The organism is Paraburkholderia sp. D15, assembly GCF_029910215.1.
Lineage (GTDB): Bacteria > Pseudomonadota > Gammaproteobacteria > Burkholderiales > Burkholderiaceae > Paraburkholderia.
This window is the reverse complement of record NZ_CP110396.1, coordinates 2,001,555-2,020,381: the sequence shown is the minus strand read 5'-3', so window position 1 is coordinate 2,020,381 and position 18,827 is coordinate 2,001,555. Positions and strand designations below refer to the sequence as shown.

21 protein-coding genes are annotated in these 18,827 nt (G+C 63.4%); 5 read left to right on the top strand and 16 right to left on the bottom strand.

Going from position 1 to position 18,827, the window contains the following annotated elements; genetic code table 11:
• Positions 1 to 16: 16 nt before the first annotated feature.
• The 9 genes from leuD to LFL96_RS28775 all read right to left on the bottom strand — a co-directional run bounded on the left by leuD (position 17) and on the right by LFL96_RS28775 (position 8,422).
• A complete protein-coding gene (gene leuD, locus LFL96_RS28815) occupies positions 17 to 637 on the bottom strand; it encodes a 3-isopropylmalate dehydratase small subunit (RefSeq protein WP_281001300.1) in 621 nt (206 codons plus the stop codon).
• Positions 634 to 2,058, bottom strand: a complete 1,425-nt coding sequence (gene leuC, locus LFL96_RS28810) for a 3-isopropylmalate dehydratase large subunit (protein WP_281001299.1) — start codon at positions 2,056 to 2,058, stop codon at positions 634 to 636. Before leuC ends, leuD begins: the two co-directional genes overlap by 4 nt.
• Complete coding sequence (locus LFL96_RS28805; protein ID WP_281001298.1) at positions 2,055 to 2,945, bottom strand: isocitrate lyase/PEP mutase family protein; 891 nt, start codon at positions 2,943 to 2,945, stop codon at positions 2,055 to 2,057. The genes leuC and LFL96_RS28805 overlap by 4 nt, the downstream gene beginning before the upstream one ends.
• A gap of 13 nt (positions 2,946 to 2,958) precedes the next feature.
• The gene (locus LFL96_RS28800; protein ID WP_281001297.1) at positions 2,959 to 3,735 is read right to left on the bottom strand and encodes an ABC transporter permease; all 777 of its coding nucleotides are present in this window, start codon (positions 3,733 to 3,735) and stop codon (positions 2,959 to 2,961) included.
• Entirely contained in the window at positions 3,732 to 4,490 is a 759-nt protein-coding gene (locus tag LFL96_RS28795; RefSeq protein WP_281001296.1) for an ABC transporter permease subunit, read from the bottom strand. Before LFL96_RS28795 ends, LFL96_RS28800 begins: the two co-directional genes overlap by 4 nt.
• Positions 4,487 to 5,350 carry an ABC transporter ATP-binding protein gene (locus tag LFL96_RS28790; protein ID WP_281001295.1) on the bottom strand — a complete coding sequence of 288 codons (864 nt, stop codon included), beginning with the start codon at positions 5,348 to 5,350 and terminating at the stop codon, positions 4,487 to 4,489. The genes LFL96_RS28795 and LFL96_RS28790 overlap by 4 nt, the downstream gene beginning before the upstream one ends.
• A 7-nt stretch (positions 5,351 to 5,357) precedes the next feature.
• Complete coding sequence (locus tag LFL96_RS28785; RefSeq protein ID WP_281001294.1) at positions 5,358 to 6,341, bottom strand: ABC transporter substrate-binding protein; 984 nt, start codon at positions 6,339 to 6,341, stop codon at positions 5,358 to 5,360.
• Between the two features lie 299 nt (positions 6,342 to 6,640).
• Entirely contained in the window at positions 6,641 to 7,336 is a 696-nt protein-coding gene (locus LFL96_RS28780; RefSeq protein WP_281001293.1) for a GntR family transcriptional regulator, read from the bottom strand.
• Positions 7,337 to 7,534: 198 nt separating this feature from the next.
• Positions 7,535 to 8,422: a LysR family transcriptional regulator gene (locus LFL96_RS28775; protein WP_281001292.1), complete on the bottom strand. Its 888-nt coding sequence runs from the start codon at positions 8,420 to 8,422 to the stop codon at positions 7,535 to 7,537.
• Positions 8,423 to 8,622: 200 nt separating this feature from the next.
• Between LFL96_RS28775 and LFL96_RS28770 the strand changes: the two genes are divergently transcribed.
• From LFL96_RS28770 to LFL96_RS28755, 4 genes are all read left to right on the top strand, one after another.
• Positions 8,623 to 9,390 (top strand): DinB family protein, encoded by a 768-nt coding sequence (locus LFL96_RS28770; protein WP_281001291.1) that lies wholly within the window; start codon positions 8,623 to 8,625, stop codon positions 9,388 to 9,390.
• A 96-nt stretch (positions 9,391 to 9,486) separates the two neighbouring features.
• Positions 9,487 to 10,155, top strand: coding sequence for a GntR family transcriptional regulator (locus LFL96_RS28765; RefSeq protein WP_281001290.1), 669 nt, complete (start codon positions 9,487 to 9,489; stop codon positions 10,153 to 10,155).
• Between the two features lie 142 nt (positions 10,156 to 10,297).
• The gene (locus LFL96_RS28760) at positions 10,298 to 10,453 is read left to right on the top strand and encodes a DUF3309 family protein (RefSeq protein ID WP_281001289.1); all 156 of its coding nucleotides are present in this window, start codon (positions 10,298 to 10,300) and stop codon (positions 10,451 to 10,453) included.
• A 219-nt stretch (positions 10,454 to 10,672) separates the two neighbouring features.
• Positions 10,673 to 11,473, top strand: a complete 801-nt coding sequence (locus LFL96_RS28755) for an SDR family oxidoreductase (RefSeq protein ID WP_281001288.1) — start codon at positions 10,673 to 10,675, stop codon at positions 11,471 to 11,473.
• Between the two features lie 343 nt (positions 11,474 to 11,816).
• On the opposite strand, the gene LFL96_RS28750 is transcribed toward LFL96_RS28755, so the two are convergent.
• Positions 11,817 to 12,437, bottom strand: a complete 621-nt coding sequence (locus LFL96_RS28750; protein WP_281001287.1) for a LysE family translocator — start codon at positions 12,435 to 12,437, stop codon at positions 11,817 to 11,819.
• A gap of 396 nt (positions 12,438 to 12,833) precedes the next feature.
• On the opposite strand from LFL96_RS28750, the gene LFL96_RS28745 reads away from it, so the two are divergent.
• On the top strand, positions 12,834 to 13,307 hold the full coding sequence (locus LFL96_RS28745) for an Lrp/AsnC family transcriptional regulator (protein ID WP_035559916.1): 474 nt from the start codon (positions 12,834 to 12,836) through the stop codon (positions 13,305 to 13,307).
• Between the two features lie 96 nt (positions 13,308 to 13,403).
• Here the strand turns inward: LFL96_RS28745 and LFL96_RS28740 are convergent, their stop codons facing one another.
• The 6 genes from LFL96_RS28740 to LFL96_RS28715 form a co-directional block, all read right to left on the bottom strand.
• Positions 13,404 to 13,616 carry an MbtH family NRPS accessory protein gene (locus LFL96_RS28740; protein ID WP_281001286.1) on the bottom strand — a complete coding sequence of 71 codons (213 nt, stop codon included), beginning with the start codon at positions 13,614 to 13,616 and terminating at the stop codon, positions 13,404 to 13,406.
• Positions 13,617 to 13,680: 64 nt separating this feature from the next.
• Positions 13,681 to 14,211 (bottom strand): sigma-70 family RNA polymerase sigma factor, encoded by a 531-nt coding sequence (locus LFL96_RS28735; protein WP_281001285.1) that lies wholly within the window; start codon positions 14,209 to 14,211, stop codon positions 13,681 to 13,683.
• A gap of 95 nt (positions 14,212 to 14,306) precedes the next feature.
• The gene (locus LFL96_RS28730) at positions 14,307 to 15,293 is read right to left on the bottom strand and encodes a TauD/TfdA family dioxygenase (protein ID WP_281001284.1); all 987 of its coding nucleotides are present in this window, start codon (positions 15,291 to 15,293) and stop codon (positions 14,307 to 14,309) included.
• A 13-nt stretch (positions 15,294 to 15,306) separates the two neighbouring features.
• Positions 15,307 to 16,029 carry an alpha/beta fold hydrolase gene (locus tag LFL96_RS28725; protein WP_281001283.1) on the bottom strand — a complete coding sequence of 241 codons (723 nt, stop codon included), beginning with the start codon at positions 16,027 to 16,029 and terminating at the stop codon, positions 15,307 to 15,309.
• Between the two features lie 236 nt (positions 16,030 to 16,265).
• A complete protein-coding gene (locus tag LFL96_RS28720; RefSeq protein ID WP_281001282.1) occupies positions 16,266 to 17,369 on the bottom strand; it encodes a GNAT family N-acetyltransferase in 1,104 nt (367 codons plus the stop codon).
• A gap of 70 nt (positions 17,370 to 17,439) precedes the next feature.
• Positions 17,440 to 18,810, bottom strand: coding sequence for a SidA/IucD/PvdA family monooxygenase (locus tag LFL96_RS28715; RefSeq protein ID WP_281001281.1), 1,371 nt, complete (start codon positions 18,808 to 18,810; stop codon positions 17,440 to 17,442).
• Positions 18,811 to 18,827: the final 17 nt, after the last annotated feature.

The window sequence follows — 18,827 nt, the reverse complement described above, 5'->3', positions numbered from 1 at the left end:
CCAACGACAGCGCGCGCTATCGCGGCAGGTAAGCCCAGGCACGCCTCGCGCGATCTTCGCGGCGGAAAGCGGCAATCTCGTCGGCGAGGCGCAGCGTCTGGTCGACCTCGTCGAGTCCTTCGAGCAGCACCGCGCGGCGCGACGGATCGAAGTCGAAAGACACCGGCGCCAGTCCACTCGCGCGAATCTCCAGCGCGCGCAGATCGACTTCGAGCGGCACGCCATTCGCTGCGACAGCCGCCAGCGTGTCGATCGACGCAGCGTCTAGACGCACCGGCAGCAAGCCGTTCTGCAGACAATTGTTGAAGAAGATGTCGCCGAAAGACGGTGCGATCACGCAGCGAATGCCGAACTCTTCCAGCGCCCACACGGCCATTTCGCGTGAACTGCCGCAACCGAAATTGGCGCCGCCGAGCAGAATCGACGCATGACGAAACGCCGGCCGGTTCAACACGAAATCGTCACGCTCGCCCTCTTCGGGACCCCCATTGCGATAGCGCAGTGTCTCGAACAGCCACGGCTCGAGTTGACCGCGCACGAGTTGCGAAATCCGTTCGATGCGGATGATCAGATCGGTGTCGACGTTATTGCGCAGCAGCGGCGCGGCCGGCCCCTTGACGACGGTGAACGGTTTCATCGCACGGCTCCCGCACTCACGCTCGATGGCGCGGCGATATGACCGGCGAGCGCACTCGCCGCCGCGACGGCTGGACTAGCCAGATGCGTGCGCGCGCCGGGGCCCTGCCGGCCGACGAAGTTGCGGTTCGACGTCGACACGCAACGCTCGCCGCGCCCCACCACGTCGCCGTTCGCGCCGACGCACATCGAACAGCCGGGTTCGCGCCATTCGAAACCCGCCGCGCGAAACACCTGCGCGAGTCCCTGCGCCTCGGCTTCGCGCGCGACGCTCAACGAACCCGGCACCACCCACGCGGTCACGCCATCGGCGACATGATGGCCGGCCACCACGCGCGCGGCCGCCTGCAGATCTTCGATACGGCTGTTCGTGCACGAGCCGATGAATACGCGGTCGACGGCCAGTTCTTCCAGATGCTGCCCCGCGTGCACGCCCATGTAATCGAGCGCGCGCTGCAGTGCTTCGCGACGGGCGGGGTCGGATTCGCTGACGGGGTCCGGCACGGCGGCATCGATGGCGATGACGTGCTCGGGGCTCGTGCCCCACGTCACCTGCACCGCGATCGCCGATGCGTCGATCTCGACCTCGTGGTCGAACTGCGCGCCCGCGTCGCTCGGTAAGCCACGCCAATCGCTCACCGCGGCATCGAAGTCGGCCCCTTGGGGTGCGTACGGACGGCCACGCAGATAATCGAACGTCACCTGGTCCGGCGCGATCAGGCCGAATTTGGCGCCGAGTTCGATCGTCAGATCGCACAGCGTCAAACGCGCTTCCATCGACAACGCCTGCACCGCCGGGCCGGCAAACTCGACCGCGTAACCGGTGCCCGCGCTCGCCCCCAGCGCACCGATCACATACAGAATCATGTCTTTCGCGGTGACGCCTTCGGCCACGCTGCCGTCGAAACGAATCCGCATCGTGCGCGGCTTTTTCTGCCGCACCGTCTGCGTCGCCAGCACATGGACCAGTTCCGTCGAGCCGATGCCGAACGCGAGCGTACCCAGCGCGCCGTGCGTGCACGTGTGGCTATCCGCGCAGACGATCAGCGTGCCCGGTAGCGACAAACCCAACTCCGGCCCGATCACATGCACGATGCCCTGCTGCCCCTGCGCGCCGATATCGAACAGCGGAATCGCGTAGCGCGCGGTCTGTTCACGCAATGCGTCGACCATCGTCGTGCTCCAGCCGGCGTCGCCCGCGCGGCGGCCGGGTTGCGTGGAGATCACGTGATCGAGCGTCGCGAAGGTCAAGGCCGGCTGATCGACAGGCAGGCCGCGTGCTTCGAGCACCCGGATCGCCTCGACGCCGGTCAACTCGTGCATCAGGTTGCGATCCACCTGCAGCAGATCGACGCCACCGGCGAGAGACGCAATCGCATGGCTGTCCCACAGCTTGTCGAACAGCGTGCGCGGCGCGTTCATGATGCGGCCTCGCCGCTTTGCGCATGACGTTTCTCGAAGGCCCACACCTCGGGAAAGCCGACGAGTTCGTGCAGCTGGTCCATCGTGAACGACGGCACCTGCAAGTCCAGCGAATCGCCGTGTTCAAGCAGATGACGGTACGCGCTATCCAGCGCGGCGGTGGCAGCCGCCATGCCGATCGACGGATAGATCGCGATGCTGAAGCCCCACGCCTTCAACTGGCTGCTCGCCACGACCGGCGAGCGTCCCGTGGGCACCATGTTGGCGAACAGCCACGCGCCGCAATCGCCAAGCTCGCCGCCGATCCGCTCGAACTCTTCCGCGCTTTCGGGCGATTCGACGAACACGATGTCCGCGCCCGCTTTCGCAAACGCCCTGCCGCGCCGGATCGCTTCGTCGAGGCCAAGCGTGGTGCGCGAATCGGTGCGCGCGATGATCAGCATGTCGTCGCTGCGGCGCGCTTCCCGCGCCACGTCGATTTTCTTCAGCATCTCGTCCAGCGGAACGACCTGGCGCCCTTGCGTGTGGCCGCATTTTTTCGGCATCACCTGGTCTTCCATCTGGATCGCCTGCACGCCGGCGGCCTCGTAACCGCGTACGGTATGACGCACATTGAGCAGGCCGCCGAAACCGGTGTCCGCATCCGCGATCAACGGCTTGCCGATACCCTCGGCGATTTGCCGCGCACGTCCGACCATGTCGGCGTAGCTGACCAGCCCCGCATCGGCGACGCCCAGATACGAACCCGACACGCCGTAGCCGGTCATGTACAGCGCCTCGAACGGCAGCCGGTCGGCCACGCGCGCCGAGAACATGTCGAACACGCCGGGCGCGACGACGAAGCGTCCGCTTTGGAGAATCGTCTTCAGTTTCGCGGATGTGCTCATCGAACGCTCCTGCTCAGTTGCTGTGTGTGAGTCGCCGTTGCCACGCGAGCAGCAGCAGATTGACGAGCGTCGCGAAGACGAAGAGCATCAGCGCGAGCGCCATGATCGTGCTGGTCTCGCTGCGGTTCATCGCGATCATCAGCATGTGGCCGATGCCGCTTTGCGACGCGAACATTTCGCCGATCAACGTGCCGAGCAAGGTCAATGAAAAACCGATCCGCAATCCCGCGACCACTTCCGGCACGCACGCGGGAAACAGGATGTGCCGCGCGAAAGCGCCCGGATTCAAGCGGTAGGTGCGGGCCGCGCGCGAATAGATGGGCGGCATGTTGCGCACCGCGTTCATCGTGAACAACGTGATCGGCACGATGCCGTGCATCACGCCGAACACGATCTTGGCCCACAGGCCCAAGCCGAACGCGAGCAGGACGACCGGGTAGAGCGTGACCTTCGGAATGGAGTAGAAGCCCATCATCAGCGGCTCCATCACGTCGCCGGGCAACTTGCGCACGCCGAGCAGCATGCCGGCGCATACGCCGCACACGGCCGAGATCAGGAACGCCGACCCGAACGCGAACGCGGTCACGTACAGACTCGCCGGAAAATCCGGATCGCTCGCGATATGCACCGCGCGGATCAGCGTGCGCCACGGCGTGGTGAGTACATCCGGGCCGAGCAATTCGCTGGCAATCTGCCACAGCGCGGCGAGCACGATCAGCAGCACCACGCCGTCGACCCAGCGGCGCGCGTGGCGCGGTTTTTCCGTATGCGCAACGACGATCGTACTCATGCGGCCTCCCTGCGAATGCGCCGGTAGAGACGCGCTTCGGCCGTGCGCAGCAGCGCGTTGAGCGTGCCGACGAACAGCAGCATCAGCACCATCAGGCCGTACATGGTCGGGTTATCGAAGTTGTTATACGCGAACGCGATCTGATAGCCGAAGCCTGAACCCGACAGGACGAATTCGCCCGCCACCACCGCGATGAATGCGTACACCACCGTCAGCTTGATACCGGTGAAGACGAACGGCAGACTCGCCGGCAACGTGATCAGACGGATTTCGTCGAAGGTATTCAGCCGGCACACGCGGGCCGTGCGCAACATCACGCGCGGTACGCGCTCGAGACCGTTGAGCGTATTCACCGCCATTGCCACGACGGCGAACACGAAGCCGATGCCCACCAGCGGCCAGCGATTCAGCCCAAGCAGCACGATCAGGATCGGATAGAGCACGAACACCGGCACCGCGTAGTACGACAGCAGCAGCGGATCGAGCACGCGACGCACGCGCGGCAGTCTGAAGAGCAGCACGCCGCCGGCAAAACCCGCCACGACCGCGAGCGCCACCGCCAGCAATGCGCTGCCGAGCGTTTGCAGAATGTCGGTGGTGTACTGGCCCGACCACAACAATTCGGCGGCGCTCACGATCATGCGCGATGGTGGAATGAACGACACCGGGTTGATCCACGCCATCCGGCTCGCTATCTCCAGCACCACGATCAGCCCGACGATCAAGCCGAGCCGCCAGCGAAGGGCGGGTTTCACGCCTGGCTCCCGAGTGCCTTGAGCGCTTCCTCGCGCAGCAGGCCCCACACCTGGGCGGTCAATTCGCCGAAGCGCGCGTCGAGCGCGGTCGTACTGTCGCGCAGGCGCGGCCAACCGGTTTCGATCGTCGCGATGAAACGGCCCGGACACGCGGACATCACGCCGATGCGATCGGATAGCAGCACGGCTTCGTCGATCGAGTGGGTGATCAGCAGCACGGTCGCGCCGGTGTCGCGCCACAGCTTCAGCGTTTCGTCGCCCATCAGCAGACGGGTTTGCTGATCGAGGGCGCCGAACGGCTCGTCGAGCAACAGCAAGCGTGGCCGCACCACCATCGCGCGCGCGATGCAGACCCGCTGACGCATGCCGCCCGACAGCTGCGCCGGATACGCGCTCGCAAACTTCTTCAGGCCCATGAACGACAGCGCGTGTTCGACGCGTTCGCGCACTTCCGTTTCGGCGACACCGGCCTGGCGCGCGGCGAACGCCGCATTGTCGAACACGTTGAGCCACGGAAAACTCGCGTCTTCCTGAAACACGACGGCCACGCCATCGGGCACCTGCGCGCCGACGGGTTTGCCTTCAAACGTCACCGTGCCGCCGCTCGCCGGATTCAAACCGGCCAGCACGTCGAGCAGGGTGGACTTCCCGCAACCCGACGGCCCCACCACGGAGAAGAATTCACCGGCCCGCAATTCGAGGCTCACGGGACCGAGTGCGTGAAACGGCGGCTTGCCGTCGACGCCCGGATAGATGCGCGTGACGTCGGTCAGCGTGGCTTCGATGCGCTTGCCGTCGGGCGACAGCGTACTCGGCGCGACCACCGAGATGTTGGGCTTATGGCGGGATAACGCGCTCATCGCGGCCTCACTTCTTGCTGCGCAGATCGGCCGGCAACATCGATTCGTCGACGATCTTCGGCCAGTCGAACGGACCTTCGGGAATGGCTTTCACCAGCACCAGACCTTTCAGGACTTCGTCCATGCTTTTGTAGTCGAAGCCGCCTTCGCTCCAGTACTTCGGATCAGCGTCGAGCACGTTGTTGATGGCCGAGGCGGCGACCGCCGGGTCCATCTTGTACTCCTTCGCGAGAATCTGCGCGGCTTCGGCGCGATGCGTCGCCATGTAGATCACCGCCTTGCGGCGCGCCGCGATGATGCCGCGAATCACTTCTGGGTGCGCCTTCAGATAATCGGTGCGGACAATCCCCACCGTTTGCGTTTCGTTCGGCACCACGTCGTTCGAACGGAATGCGATTCGCAGACCGTCCTTCTTCGCGCTGTACGACGGCTCGGTCATGTAGGCGACATCCACCGCGCCCTGTTGCAGCGACGTGAGCATGCCGCTCGAACTGCCGACCGGCTTGCGTTGCACCTGGCCGAGCAGACCGACGCGATCGAGTGCGATCGTCGAGATCATGTCGGTGGTCGATTTGGGACTGCTGTAGCCGATCGTCTTGCCCTTCATCTGCTTGATGTTGGTGATCGAGCCGTTCTTCAATTCGACCCACACCAGGTCGCCAAGACTTTGCACGCCGCCGTGCACGATGGTCAGATCGACGCCCTGCTTCACCGCCGCGATGGCGGCGGGCAAGGCCACCTCACCGTAGGGAATCTCCGACGCCATTGCATTGCGGATGCTGGTGCCGCCGCCTTCCGAGGTGATAAAGCCGGTCACGTCGACTTTCTCTTCCTTGAAGTACCCCTTGTCCAGCGCGACCGCGAACGGCACGCCGTACATTCCGTCACCCCAGTGCGTCACCGTCAACGAACTGGCGTTGGCGCCGACGCTCGCAAGCGTCAGCGTCGCGCACAGGCACACCGCCCGCGCGATCTGGCAAATCGCGTTCATGTGGTTCGTCTCCATCCACGATTGACGGTTGATGGCCCGTCATGGTCGCCTTCCGTGCCGCGTTTTTTTCTCGCACCGCCACGCGCCGCGACGCCGGTAGCGGGTCGGAAATCGAGCTCGCCGATGTGGCGTTACGCGATCGCCGTGTAAGTTAATGTATGCATTAAATCGTTAAAAGTACAGAACATCCGCGTTGAAAACCGGCTGGGTTTACCCCGCTTTCTCACGAATCATTCGTCAGTTTTATGCCTGATTTCAAGGGATTTTCTGGCGATCTCATGAAATCGCCCAAGGCGGCATCAAGCCTGATGAATACCGTGTTGCTGCAGCACCGCAGTCTGCTCGCGCCAGCCGCGCTCGCGGTGTTGGCGATACAACCGGCTCGCGCGCGCTGCATCGCCGCGACGGATCGCCTCGATGATTTCGTAGTGTTCCGCGATCGATTTCTTCGGCTGCGGATGCGGCCGCAACTGCTGCGTGAAACGCCGCACGCGATGCACCTGGTCGCGGCAATTCATCACCACCTGCGCGAGCCGCGAGTTGCCGCCGAGCTGCACGAGCGCTTCGTGGAACGCTTCATCGGCGGCGGCCCAAGCTTGCATGTCCTGCGCGGCGAGTGCCTCCGTCATCTGCTGACAGGCGTTGTCGAGCGGGCTGAGGTCCACGCCGCTGCGCGCGGCCACCAGCCCCGCCGCCGTCGATTCGAGGCTGATCAGAACCTGATAGATGTGGCTGATATCGGTCACCGAGGTCGGCACGATGCGGATGCCGTGACGCGGCACGATTTCGACGAGACCTTCTCCCTGCAGACGGATCGCTGCCTCGCGGATTGGGGTGCGGCTCACGCCGAGCATCAGCGCGAGTTCCTGTTCGAGCACGTAGGAGCCAGGCGTCAACTCGCTTTCGATGATTTTCTGCCGGAGGCTTTCGTACGCGAGTTGCGATGAATTGCCGTTGCGCGCTTCGGGCTGTGCGGTCGATCGGGTCTTGGGCACGACGCTTCTCCAGGCGGCGCCGGAGCGCACGCGGACGTCCGGCAGGGCAAGGCGCGCACGGCGCTGGCCAGGCGCCGCCGCGCGCGAACGTTCCGATGCTAGCACCGCATGCGGCGCTGCGGGATAAGGGGGAAACGCTTAATGCCGGTGGGACCCGTGCACCACTCTCGCGGCGATCACGCGGTAACCCCGCCACACTCACACACCGCGAAGATGCGCAACCAGCAGTTGGCACGCGACCGGCAGCGCGTCCAGCGAACGCACGGCCAGCAGCAGTTCGCGCTCGGCCCACGCGTCGGTCAACGCGATCGTCGCAAGTCCCAGTTTCGCGGCCTGCTGTTGCGCGACCGCGCGCGGCATCACGCCGAGTCCGAGGCCGGCGGCGATCATCAGACACTGCGCGTCGTAGCTCGTCACCTGAATGCGCAGATTGACGGGTCGCGCGTGGGCGTGCGCCGCGCGCGTCAATTGCTGGCTGATGGCGGTATCGGACGGCAAGCCGACGTATTCGAAATCGAGCGTATCGGCGAAGGCGATCGCCTGACGCTGCGCGAGCGCATGACCCACTGGCGCGACGAGCGTCAGGCAATCGCGCCGGTAGGGGAACGTCTGCACGTCGTAGCCATGCGGCACGGACGTGAACACGCCGATATCGGCCGCATTGCCGGCCACGGCTTTCACCACGCCAGCACTCGGTTTTTCTTCGAGCTGAATCCGGATGCGCGGATGCTGCGCGGCGAACGCCTGAATTTCATGCGGCAGAAACTGCACGACCGACGACACGTTCGCCACCAACCGGATCAAGCCGCTGAAGCCGCTCGCGTAGTCGCGCATCTGCACCGCGATGTCGTCGAGTTCGTGCAGCGCGCGATGCGCGAGCGTGACCAGCCGCTCGCCCGCGGCGGTCGGCATCACGCCTTTGTTGGTGCGTCGCAGAAGCGTCACGCCGAGCGTCGTTTCGATCTCGCTGATACGTTTGCTGACGGCCGCCGCCGCGATATGTTCGCGCTGCGCCGCCGCCGCGATCGTGCCGGTTTCGGCGACGCTGACGAACAGCCTGAGTGAAAGCGGATCGAGTGTCGGCATGGCGGCTCGCGGCAAATGAGGGAACGCGCGAGCCAGTGGGACTTGGATCCGCGCGTTGCCATCGTGGATCGCGATGGCGGCATGGTCAAGCAATGCTTTGCACGCCGCGCGGTACGGCGAACAATGACGTCAACCTAGGACACAACCCATGACGTCCACCGTCAGCCCACGCCGCGCCGCCCGACCGAGAGGAGCCAATGATGCAAACCGCGACCCACGCCAAGATCCAGGTGTTCTGGCAGCCCGGCTGTTCGTCCTGCCTGCGGACCAAGGAATTCCTGACCAAACAGGGCATCGAGTTCGAATCCATCGACGTGCACAACGACGCCGGTGGCCTTGAAAAGCTGACCGCGCTCGGCGCACGCAGCGTCCCCGTCGTGGCGCTCGGCGGCAAATACACGTTCTGCCAGTCGATCAACGACGTCATCAAGTTTCTGGATCTGAAGACGAAGATCCTGACGCCGCTGCCGCCGGCCGAACTCGTCGACCGGCTTGAGCTCGTGCTCGAATCGAATGCGCGCTACACGCGGCAGTTCAGCGGTCCGGCGTTTCGCGAGCGCTTCCGCAATCGCAATCGCACCCCGGCGGGTTTGACGTTTCACGTGTTTCGCGTCGCCGAGATGGGTATCGAAGCCGCGCAGCAGATCGAACTGCTGTTCGAGGGCTTCGACGAAGTGCCGCCCGGCGATTGGGGCCCCGAGGACATCGCCGCATGGGGCGACAGCGTGCGCAAGCGTCTACGCGCATGGTGGGAGGCCGAGACGGACCGCTCGCTGAGCTACGAGGTGCCGACTTACTATGGGCGGCGTCCGATGCATGAAGTGCTGGAACGTACCGCGTGGCATAGCGCGCAGCACACGCGGCAAGTGATGCTGATGCTGGAGAGCGAAGGCGTGCCGGTCGAGCGTCCGTTGACCGCGCAGGATCTGGCGGGATTGCCGTTGCCCGACGAAGTGTGGGACAGGTAGCGGTTTTTATTGCTCCCTCGTTCGGGTGTTCGAGCGTTGAGTGTTTGCACGCGTGCGTGGCAGAATCGCCTTCAATCCGTCGGCGAGACAGAACAGATGACCACGCTGCGCGAAACATCCACCGACGCGGTGTATCAACAACTGCGTGCCAAGATTCTCAGCAACGAATTCCGGCCCGGCATGCAATTGCTGGAGCGCGATCTCGTCGATCTGTTCGGCGTGAGCCGCACGCCCGTGCGGGAAGCGCTGGTCCGGCTGCAAAAGGAAAACCTGCTGCAGATCGTGCCGCGCCACGGCATTCGCGTGCGCCAGGTGTCGCTGGCGGATGTCGAGGAAATCAATCAGGTGCAAACCAGTCTGGAGGCGACGGCGGCCGGCATCGTCGCCGCGGCGAATCTGCGCGCGAAAGATCTGGCGCCTTTCGATCACGCATGCCAGGCACTGGAGCGCGCCCGCGAAAAGAGCGATCTCGACGCATGGGGCGCCGCCGACGAAACCTTTTACGCGCATCTGCTGAAACTCGGCGGCAATCCGCGGCTCGCGCAGATCGTCAACGAGTGCTGGGATCAGATTCGCCGTGTGCGCGATCTGACGTTACGGCTCACCGCGTTAGCCGACTTGCCGATGGATCGGCATCGCGCCATTCTCGACGCGATTCGTCATGGCGACGTCGCTCAAGCGGAACTACTCTGCCGCGACTACCGCGCGAGCTGCGTGCAGTTTCAGATCGACACGCTGCGGCGCTTCCGGATTCTCGACGTTTGAAACCTACCTCCGTTTGAATTTTTGTCTGGGCATGCGGTTTGCTCGACAGGAGTGTCGATCTGCCTTTCGCCAACCCGTCCCACAACGGGCGCTGCATGGCTGTCGTCACGGCAGGTCCTATCAACCCAAGCGGAGGTCATATATGTTGGGAACTATTCTTCTGATTGTGCTGATTCTTCTACTCATCGGTGCATTTCCGACCTGGCCGCATAGCCGTTCGTGGGGCTATGCGCCTACCGGCGGGATCGGCATCGTGCTGATCGTGATTATCGTGTTGCTGGTGGCGGGCGTGATATAGCCGTCGCGGGTTGAGCGCTTCGGTTAGTCTTTTCGCCTGTTCGTCGCGCTCTCGCAGTTTGGGTAGAGTTTGGGTAGCACAGGCAAGGTGGCGAGCCGAACGGCCGCCGGATATCGTCGCAAATCGCGGCGCGTATCCGGCGGCTTTGCTTTGTTGTTTTCGTTGTTTCGATGCTTCGTTGTCATCTACCCGTCACCGTATTCACGCGCGGAGAGTGCGATGGAAAAGTTACTCGCAAGACAGGTTGCGTTGATCACCGGCGCCAGTTCCGGCATTGGCTATGGCGTTGCAAAAGCACTGGCGGATGCGGGCGCGGCTGTCGTACTGAATTACCACGCTCATGCGGAAGAAGCGCAACAACTGGCCAAGGAAATAGAAAGTGCCGGCGGCGCAGCGCTCGCTGTGCAAGCGGACGTCAGCGACCCCGCACAGGTCGACCACATGTTCGACGCGTGCCGCGCCCATTTCGGCACGGTCGATATCGTGGTCGCGAATTCGGGCATGCAGAAAGACAGCGCCTTCGCCGAGATGACGTTACAGGATTGGCAGGCGGTACTGGCCACCAATCTGACCGGACAATTTCTGACCGCGCAGGCAGCCGTCAGGGAATTCCGCCGACGCGGGCCGCGCGACGTGTCCAGAGCGCTCGGCAAAATCATCTGCATGAGCTCGGTGCACGAAGTGATTCCATGGGCCGGGCACGTCAACTATGCAGCGTCGAAAGGGGGCATTCAGATGTTCATGAAATCCCTTGCGCAGGAAGTTGCGCCGGAGCGCATCCGCGTCAACTCGATCGCACCAGGCGCGATCCGCACACCGATCAATAAGGACGCGTGGGACACGCAGGCCGCGCTCGACACGTTGCTGAAGCTGATTCCGTACGGACGTATCGGTGAAACCGACGACATCGGCAAGGCTGCCGTATGGCTCGCGTCTGATGAAAGCGATTACGTGGTCGGCACGACCTTGTTCGTCGATGGCGGCATGACCTTGTATCCGGGCTTCGCGGACAACGGTTGACGTCCGAGCCCGCGTCAGGCGCGTGATGCGGCGCACCACACTCGACTCATCGCAACGATCACGAGGGCAGGCACGCCGGATGCTCGATCTATTTCGTACTTAAACTTCAACACGAAAGGAGATCACATCATGCCTTATCTACTTGGCTGGCTTCTTGGCGTTCCGTTGATCGTGCTGGTCATTCTGTATCTGATTTTCCATTGACCGGCCGGCTGTTCCGAAGAACGAAAACCACGGTTCCAAACGTACGACGAGTACGAAAGAAAGCGCGAAAGGCAACACCCGTTACCGGGACGTCGCCTTTCGCGCTTGTGTTTTTTCAGGCGTTTCTAGCGCTCTGCGTTCAACGCATCGCTGCCATCAACGCGCCCATGCCAACGAGCAAGCTGCCCATCAAGCGATTCACCGCGCGCAATCGCGTCGGCCTTTGTAAAACCGTCCGCAGCCGATGCGAGAACACCGCCGTCGATGCAACGCCGAGCGCAAACACCAGTGCAAACGTCGCGGCCAGCAACAGGTATTGCTGATTCGCGGACCAGTCCGCGGAATCGGCAGGCGCGCTGATGAACTGCGGAAAGAACGAAGGAAAGAACAGCAGCGTTTTCGGATTCAGCCCGGACGTGGCAAAGCCACGCCAGAACAACCCGCGTTCGCGATCGGAGCTTGCAGTCGCGACAAACGTCGCGCTGCGCCATTGTTTGCAGCCGAGATACACGAGATAGATCGCGCCGGCCCAACGCAGCGCGACCAACGCGCGCTCGTCGATAAGCAGCAGTGAATTCAGACACAGGGCGGTGAAAACGAGCTGGACCAGCACCGCGCAGGTGCCGCCCCATACGCAGGGCAACGCGGCGCGCCAACCGGCGCTGAGTGCCTGACTCATCGTCAGTACATTGACGGGACCGGGGGAGTAGACGAGAACTAACGAAGCAAGAAGAAATGAAACGTACAGCTGGATCGACATCGGCAGGCATGGGTTACATGCATTGCCACGGCACGCAGCCGCGACTCGCTCAGGGTCGGATAAACCCGTCGCTATCGACGTGGTGATGTGGGCAAGCATTCGGTTAGGAACATGCGTCCATGCCCGGCGAGCGCGCCTTCCCGCGCGGATAGCGCCGGAATTCGCCCGCGTGCCGCCTTCCCGTGAAGGCAGCGAGACACCGGAAGACAGCTTGTGGCTGAACGAGGCCGCGGGTTGGGGCCCGCGGCCCGGGCGGTTGTCCCGGGCATGAATGCACGCTGAAAATATACCCGGCGATAGGCTGGATAGGCTTCTTAAAGTTGCGCACGCAGCCATTAAATACAGGACGATATTCCGCTATCATTGCAATACACGGAACAACCTTCCTGACACCCCATGACCACCCGAAATCGCCCACTCGACAACCAGGACCGCAAGATCATGCGTGAACTGCAGAAGAACGCGCGCCTGAGCAACGCGGAACTCGCCGAACTGGTCGGCATGTCGACCACCGCGTGCTGGAATCGCACGCGCCAGCTGGAAACCGAGGGCTACATTCGCGGCTACGTCGCGCTGCTCGATCAGCAGAAGCTCGGTTTCGCGGATGTGGTGCTGCTCGAAGTCACGCTCGACCGTCACGACGACGACGCGCTCGCGCGCTTTGGCGCCGAACTCGCCACGCTCTCGGAAGTACTCGAGGCGTATCTGGTCTCGGGCGACTACGACTATCTGGTGAAGGTCGCGGTGGACGGCACCGCGGGTTATGAACGTTTTCTGCGCGAGAAGCTCTACAAGATCGCCGGCATCCGCCACAGCCGGTCGATGTTCGCGCTGCGCTGCATGAAGAGCATTCCGTCCATCGCAGTGTGAAACGAAGCGGGCGGGTCGCCATCGTCGAAACGATCGCAACCCGCCCGCGTAGTTCGTGAGGCGCGCCTGAATTGCGCCTCGAAGCGCGCCTGTGTTTCAGGCCGTTTGCTGTGCCAGCGCCTGGCGCAAGCTCAGCGGACGCATGTCGGTCCACACTTTTTCGATGTGTTCGAGACAGGTCTGCTTATTACCCTGCACGCCCACCTTGCTCCAGCCCGCCGGCACTTCCTTGAAATCCGGCCAGATCGAATACTGTTCCTCGTGATTGATGACCACCTGGTAGATCGCGTCGTCGTTATCGAAACTCATGGTTCACTTCTCCTGGTTAGCTTGACTTGAGTGAGTCCGGGCAGCAATGCCGCCCGGAACGAATTCATTGGCCCGGACGATAGGCTTCGAGACGCGCACGGCAATGCACGGTGGCGTCGCGCACCATGCAGTTGACGAGCGTCGACGATACGCCGAGGTGGTCCGAGATTTCCCGCTGCGTGTAGCCGTACACGTAATACAGGCAGAACGCGGTGCGCGAGCGTTCGGGCAACGCGTCGAGCGCATCCGAGAGCATGCACATGGCCTGACAATTCATATTGGCCTGCTCGGGCGACGGCTCTTCGCACGCGACGTCGAGCGCCGCCTCTTCCGGCGCGCAATAAAAGGCTTCGAGATTCAGACGACGGCAACGGTCGATCGCATGATTGCGGACCATCCGCGCAATATAGCCGCCAGGCTGACGGATCTCGCCGAAGTCGTCGGCTTCTTCCAGCCTGAGCCAGATGTCGTGCACGACATCCTCGCCGCCGCGACGGCAGCCGACGATGCGCGAAGCGGTATCGATCAGCGTGCGCCGGGATGTCATCAGCGCATGCGCTAGCGCCTGCTTCTGCATGGGCATCGGTTCCTGCATGATGGGACCTCTTCTCTGGTTCGTTCAAACGAATGAAAGGGCGCGTGAAACGTTTGCAACGTTCGATGCGCGCGCAACGAAACGGTGCGCCGCGTTTACACGCCGTGCGCTTCCGCCATCGCGACGACGATGCGTCGCGGCCCCGAGAACGGCGCGCGGCCGTGCGTCATCAGCATGTTGTCGAGCATCATCACGTCGCCGCGCCGCCACGCGAAATCGAGCCGATGCGCGTCGTACACCGCGCGCACGCTGTCGAGTTCCTCGTCGGCGATCGGCGAGCCGTCGCCGTAGTACACGTTGCGCGGCAGGTCCTCTTCCTCGACGATGTCGAGCAGCGCCTCGCGCGTCGTTTCCTCGAGCGCCGACACATGGAACAGATGCGCCTGGTTGAACCACACGTCCTCGCCGGTACGCGGATGACGCGCGACCGCCTGGCAGATCTGGCGGGTGCGCAGATTGCCGTCTTCCTTCCACTCCCATTCGATCTGATGCTGGCGGCAATACGCTTCGGCAACCGCGGTGTCGTCGGTATTGAAGACCTGTTGCCACGACAGATCGAGACCGCCGCCGTAATTGCGCACGTACATCAGCTTGCGGCTTGCGAAGCGCTCGCGCAGCGCGGGGTCGATGCCCTGATACACGACGCGCGAATCGGCCACCGGCGTTTCGCCGCGATCTTCCGGCTGAACGTCGCAATAGAACCAGATCTTCATCGGCCAGTTGGTCGTGTAGGCCTGCTCGTTGTGCTGCGGAATCCATTGATGCGCGGGGTACTCGGTCGACGAATACACGCCCTTCTGCACCTCGCTGCGCGGCGTCGAACCGAATTCGTACGACAGCAGCGGCGAGCCGAAGCTCTTCGCGAATTCGTGGAAACGATCGATGCTCATGTCCGCGAAACCGCGCAGCAACACGCCGCCGTCGCGGGCGAGATGGCGGGCGATCGTTGCGTGCCAGCCGCGATCGAGAATGTCGCTGGCGTCGGCGGGGGCGTGCATGACGGGCAGACGCGTGCTGCCCTTCTGGAACACGGTGTCGGCGAGCTGGATTTCAGCGGGTGCTTCCCGGATATCGGTCGACATGCTTGACTCCTGACTAGATAGAGTGAAAAGGTTCGCGCTGCAAAGCGTCGAGCGCGTCGATGACCGCCGCGAACGCGGCAGCCGGATCGTCGCGAAGAAACAGGTGGCCGCCATCGACTTCACGGCCGGTCGTCCTCATGCTGGACTCGTCGCGCCATGCGGCGAAGGCGGGCGCATACGGACAACCGTGATCGTCGCGACCGGCGAGAACGTGAATCGGCACGGCCAGCGGCGCGCGTTCCCGATAGCGGTAATCCGCGCAAAGCTGAAAATCGTTGCGCACGATCGGCAACATCAGCTCGCGCAACTCGGCGTGTTCCCAGGCCGGATCGCTGCCGCTGATGCCGAACAGCGTGTCGAGCACCTGTTCGTCGGCGCAACGCCGCCAGTCGATACCGGACAGGCGATGATCCTCGCGCGGCGGACGCGTCGCCGACACGATCAGCAACGCAGGCGCCGGCATGCCGTGCGCACGCAGCCGATGCGCCAGTTCGAACGCGAGCAGCGCACCCATGCTGTGGCCGAACAACGCGTACGGTTGGTGCGCATACGGCGCGATCTGCGCATACAGCCGATCCAGCAACGTCGCCCACTCGGCGACCAACGGTTCGCCCCATTGCGTCCCGCGTCCCGGCAACACCATCGGCGTCACGCGCATCGATGCGGGAGCGAGCGTTCGCCACGGGTTGAATACCGCCGCGCTGCCGCCTGCAAATGGCAGGCAAAAGAGATTCAACGCAGCGCTCACAGCAGAAATGCCGCAACGGCAGGCACGCAAATGAGGCGATTTAATGCAGGCTGTCGATGCGTCATCGAATGCAACTCTCTCGTGAAATAATTTTGGCAATGATACTGATAATGATTCGCATTTAAAAGTGTGAGCGTGATGCGTGTCAAGTGACGTTTCCTTGAATGCTTGTGCCCAACACGCAAAAAAGGCGCCGAAGCGCCCCTTCTTCAGACATCGCGCTGTTATCGTGGACCAAAGTGCTCGAAGTAAGTCTCTCTGGCGAGACTGATGAGCGCCGCGCGCTTATGCGGAAAGTCGAATTCCTTCTGCTTCACGCCGCCCTGCTCCTGCATGTAATCGATCCAGCGCGCATTATCGATGCGGGGTTCGCCGTAAATCGTCTGGGTGCGGGGTTCATCGAGGAACACGTAATGGAATAGCGAGCGCAGCCACGCTTCCAGTTTCGCCGGTCCCTGATGGCGCCGATTGCCCACCAGAATATGAATGCCGCGGTCGTAATCGCCGGCATTGCAGAACGGCGACAGGCGATCTTCCTTGACCCAGTACACCTCGAAGTACGCGAACGGCTCGCCGTTGAAGCAGCCGAACAAAGTTTGCGTATGCGGGTCCGCTTCCTGATCGGCGAGAAAACGCGCGTGCGTGATCGTGTCGTCGGCCTGATCCCACACGCTCGCGACGTTCGGCAGGTTCATCCAGCGATTGAACAGTTCGAGATCCTGTTCGCCGTGGATCGTGCGCAGAGAAAACGTCAGATCCAGATGCGGAAGCTGGCGTTCGTACACGACGCCGCGCGGCTTGGGCGGCCGCACCGGATGCCGATGATGATTCGTCAGCGTGTAGCGCGGCGCGAAGCCCCGGCTCGATGTCGCCCGCAGCCACATCGCCGGATGCTGCCAGAAGCTCGCGCGGCGGCAACGCAGACGGCAACCGGCCGAGGTTTCCTCGATCTCGTCGAAGATGCCGTTGCGCACGGCGTCGACCGCCCATGCGCGACTCACCGGCAAGGTGATCTCGATCGTCGATACCTGATCCGGGCGCGCGAAGTACTCGGCCAGCAGCGGTAGAAAAATCTCCGGCGGCTGGCGACCGAGCGTTCGCGCGTCGCCGAGATTGTCGATCGACACGTGCGTGGTGTCGAAGCGCGCGGTCAGCAGCGCCTGCGCTTCGCCGTCGACGTGCAGCGCCACGCTGCCGCCCGCGAGCACTTGCACGCAGCACACGCGGCCATCGGGCAGCGCGTGGGAAAACGAGGAAAATTCGTTGCCGCCCGCGCCGGCGGGATCGCTCGTCGCGAGAGTCGGCGCATGGCTCACAGCCTGGTCCATGATGGTGTTCCGTTGATAGTCAAAAAATAGGTGCCGGGCGCTCGATCGCAGTTCAATCAACGATCAACGATCAAGCCACCGCATGCGCGCGCTGTTCCGCGAGCGTTTCGTACGCGTCATGCAAGGACGCGCAAATCTCCGCCGACCGCGTCGCGAGAATCGACAGCAGCGTGTCGCTCAAACCATGGGTCGCTTCGCAGCCACCTTGCAGCCAGATGCCCGGCAGGAAGTCGTCGCGCGATTCGATCCGGTAATCGCGGCCGACCTTGAACTCGCCGAGATACGGCGCGAGGTTTTCCAGCAGACGACGATGATCGTCGCGCCGGTAACCCGTCGCGGCCACCACCACGTCGAACTCGCTGGTCTCGGTGACATTGCGCGCCAGATCCTCGAAGGTCAGCGCCAGACCGTGCCGGCCCGGCGTCGCGGCCGTCAACTGCCGCTGCGTGAGCAACGCATGACGCGGCTGCGCGCTCACCTTCTGCATGTAGAAGAGTTCATAGAGACGTTCGAGCAGATCGACGTCGACCACCGAATAGTTGGTGCCGCGATATTCGTCGAAGAACTGTTGCCGCGCTTCCGGCGTGCGGTGATAGATCGAGTCGGTGAAGTCCGCGTGGAAGATCTCGTTGACGAACGGGCTGTCGTCGGCGGGCTTGAGCGCGCTGCCGCGAATCACCAGCGTCACGTCGAGATCGTCGTCGAGGCTGCCGCGCTGCACGAGGTCCTGGAAAATCTCCGCGCCGCTCTGCCCGCCACCCAGCACCGCCACGCGCACGCGGCGGCCGGCCGCCTGCGCTTCGGCGCGGCTCGCGCGCAACGCCGCGTCGATCTCCGGCAGATAGCCGGACGAATGCACGAGCCGGCGCGCGGCCGGCGAGTTCTGTCCGGCGAGCGCGGCAAGCGGCGCCGGCAGCGACGGACGTCCGCCCACCGCCATCACCAGATTCGACGCGATCCGCGTGGTCTCGCTGCCGTCCGCGCGGCGCGACACGACTTCCAGCGCGCGCACCTTGCCGCCCGCGCTACGCGGCTTCACGCTCAGCACGGCCTCGCCGTAATGCACCTGATCGTCGAACGACGACGCGGCCCAGCGCAGATAACCGTCGTACTCGATGCGGGTCGGCAGGAAACTGCGCAGATTGACGAAATCCTCCAGACGTCCCTGCGTTTGCAGATACTTGAGGAACGAGAACGGGCTGCACGGATCGCGCAGCGTGACCAGATCCTTCAGAAACGAAATCTGCATGCGGCTGTCCTGCAGCAGCATGCCGCTATGCCACGCGAACCCGTGCTTCTTTTCGATGAAGCCGGTCTTCAGCCGGCGGCCATTGGCACGCGCGTCCTCGTCGAGCGCGATGGCGAGCGCCAGGTTCGAGGGACCGAAACCGATGCCGAGCAGGTCCAGCGCCGGCAGAGAAACAGGATGATCGACGGCCATGCTTACGCACTCCTTTT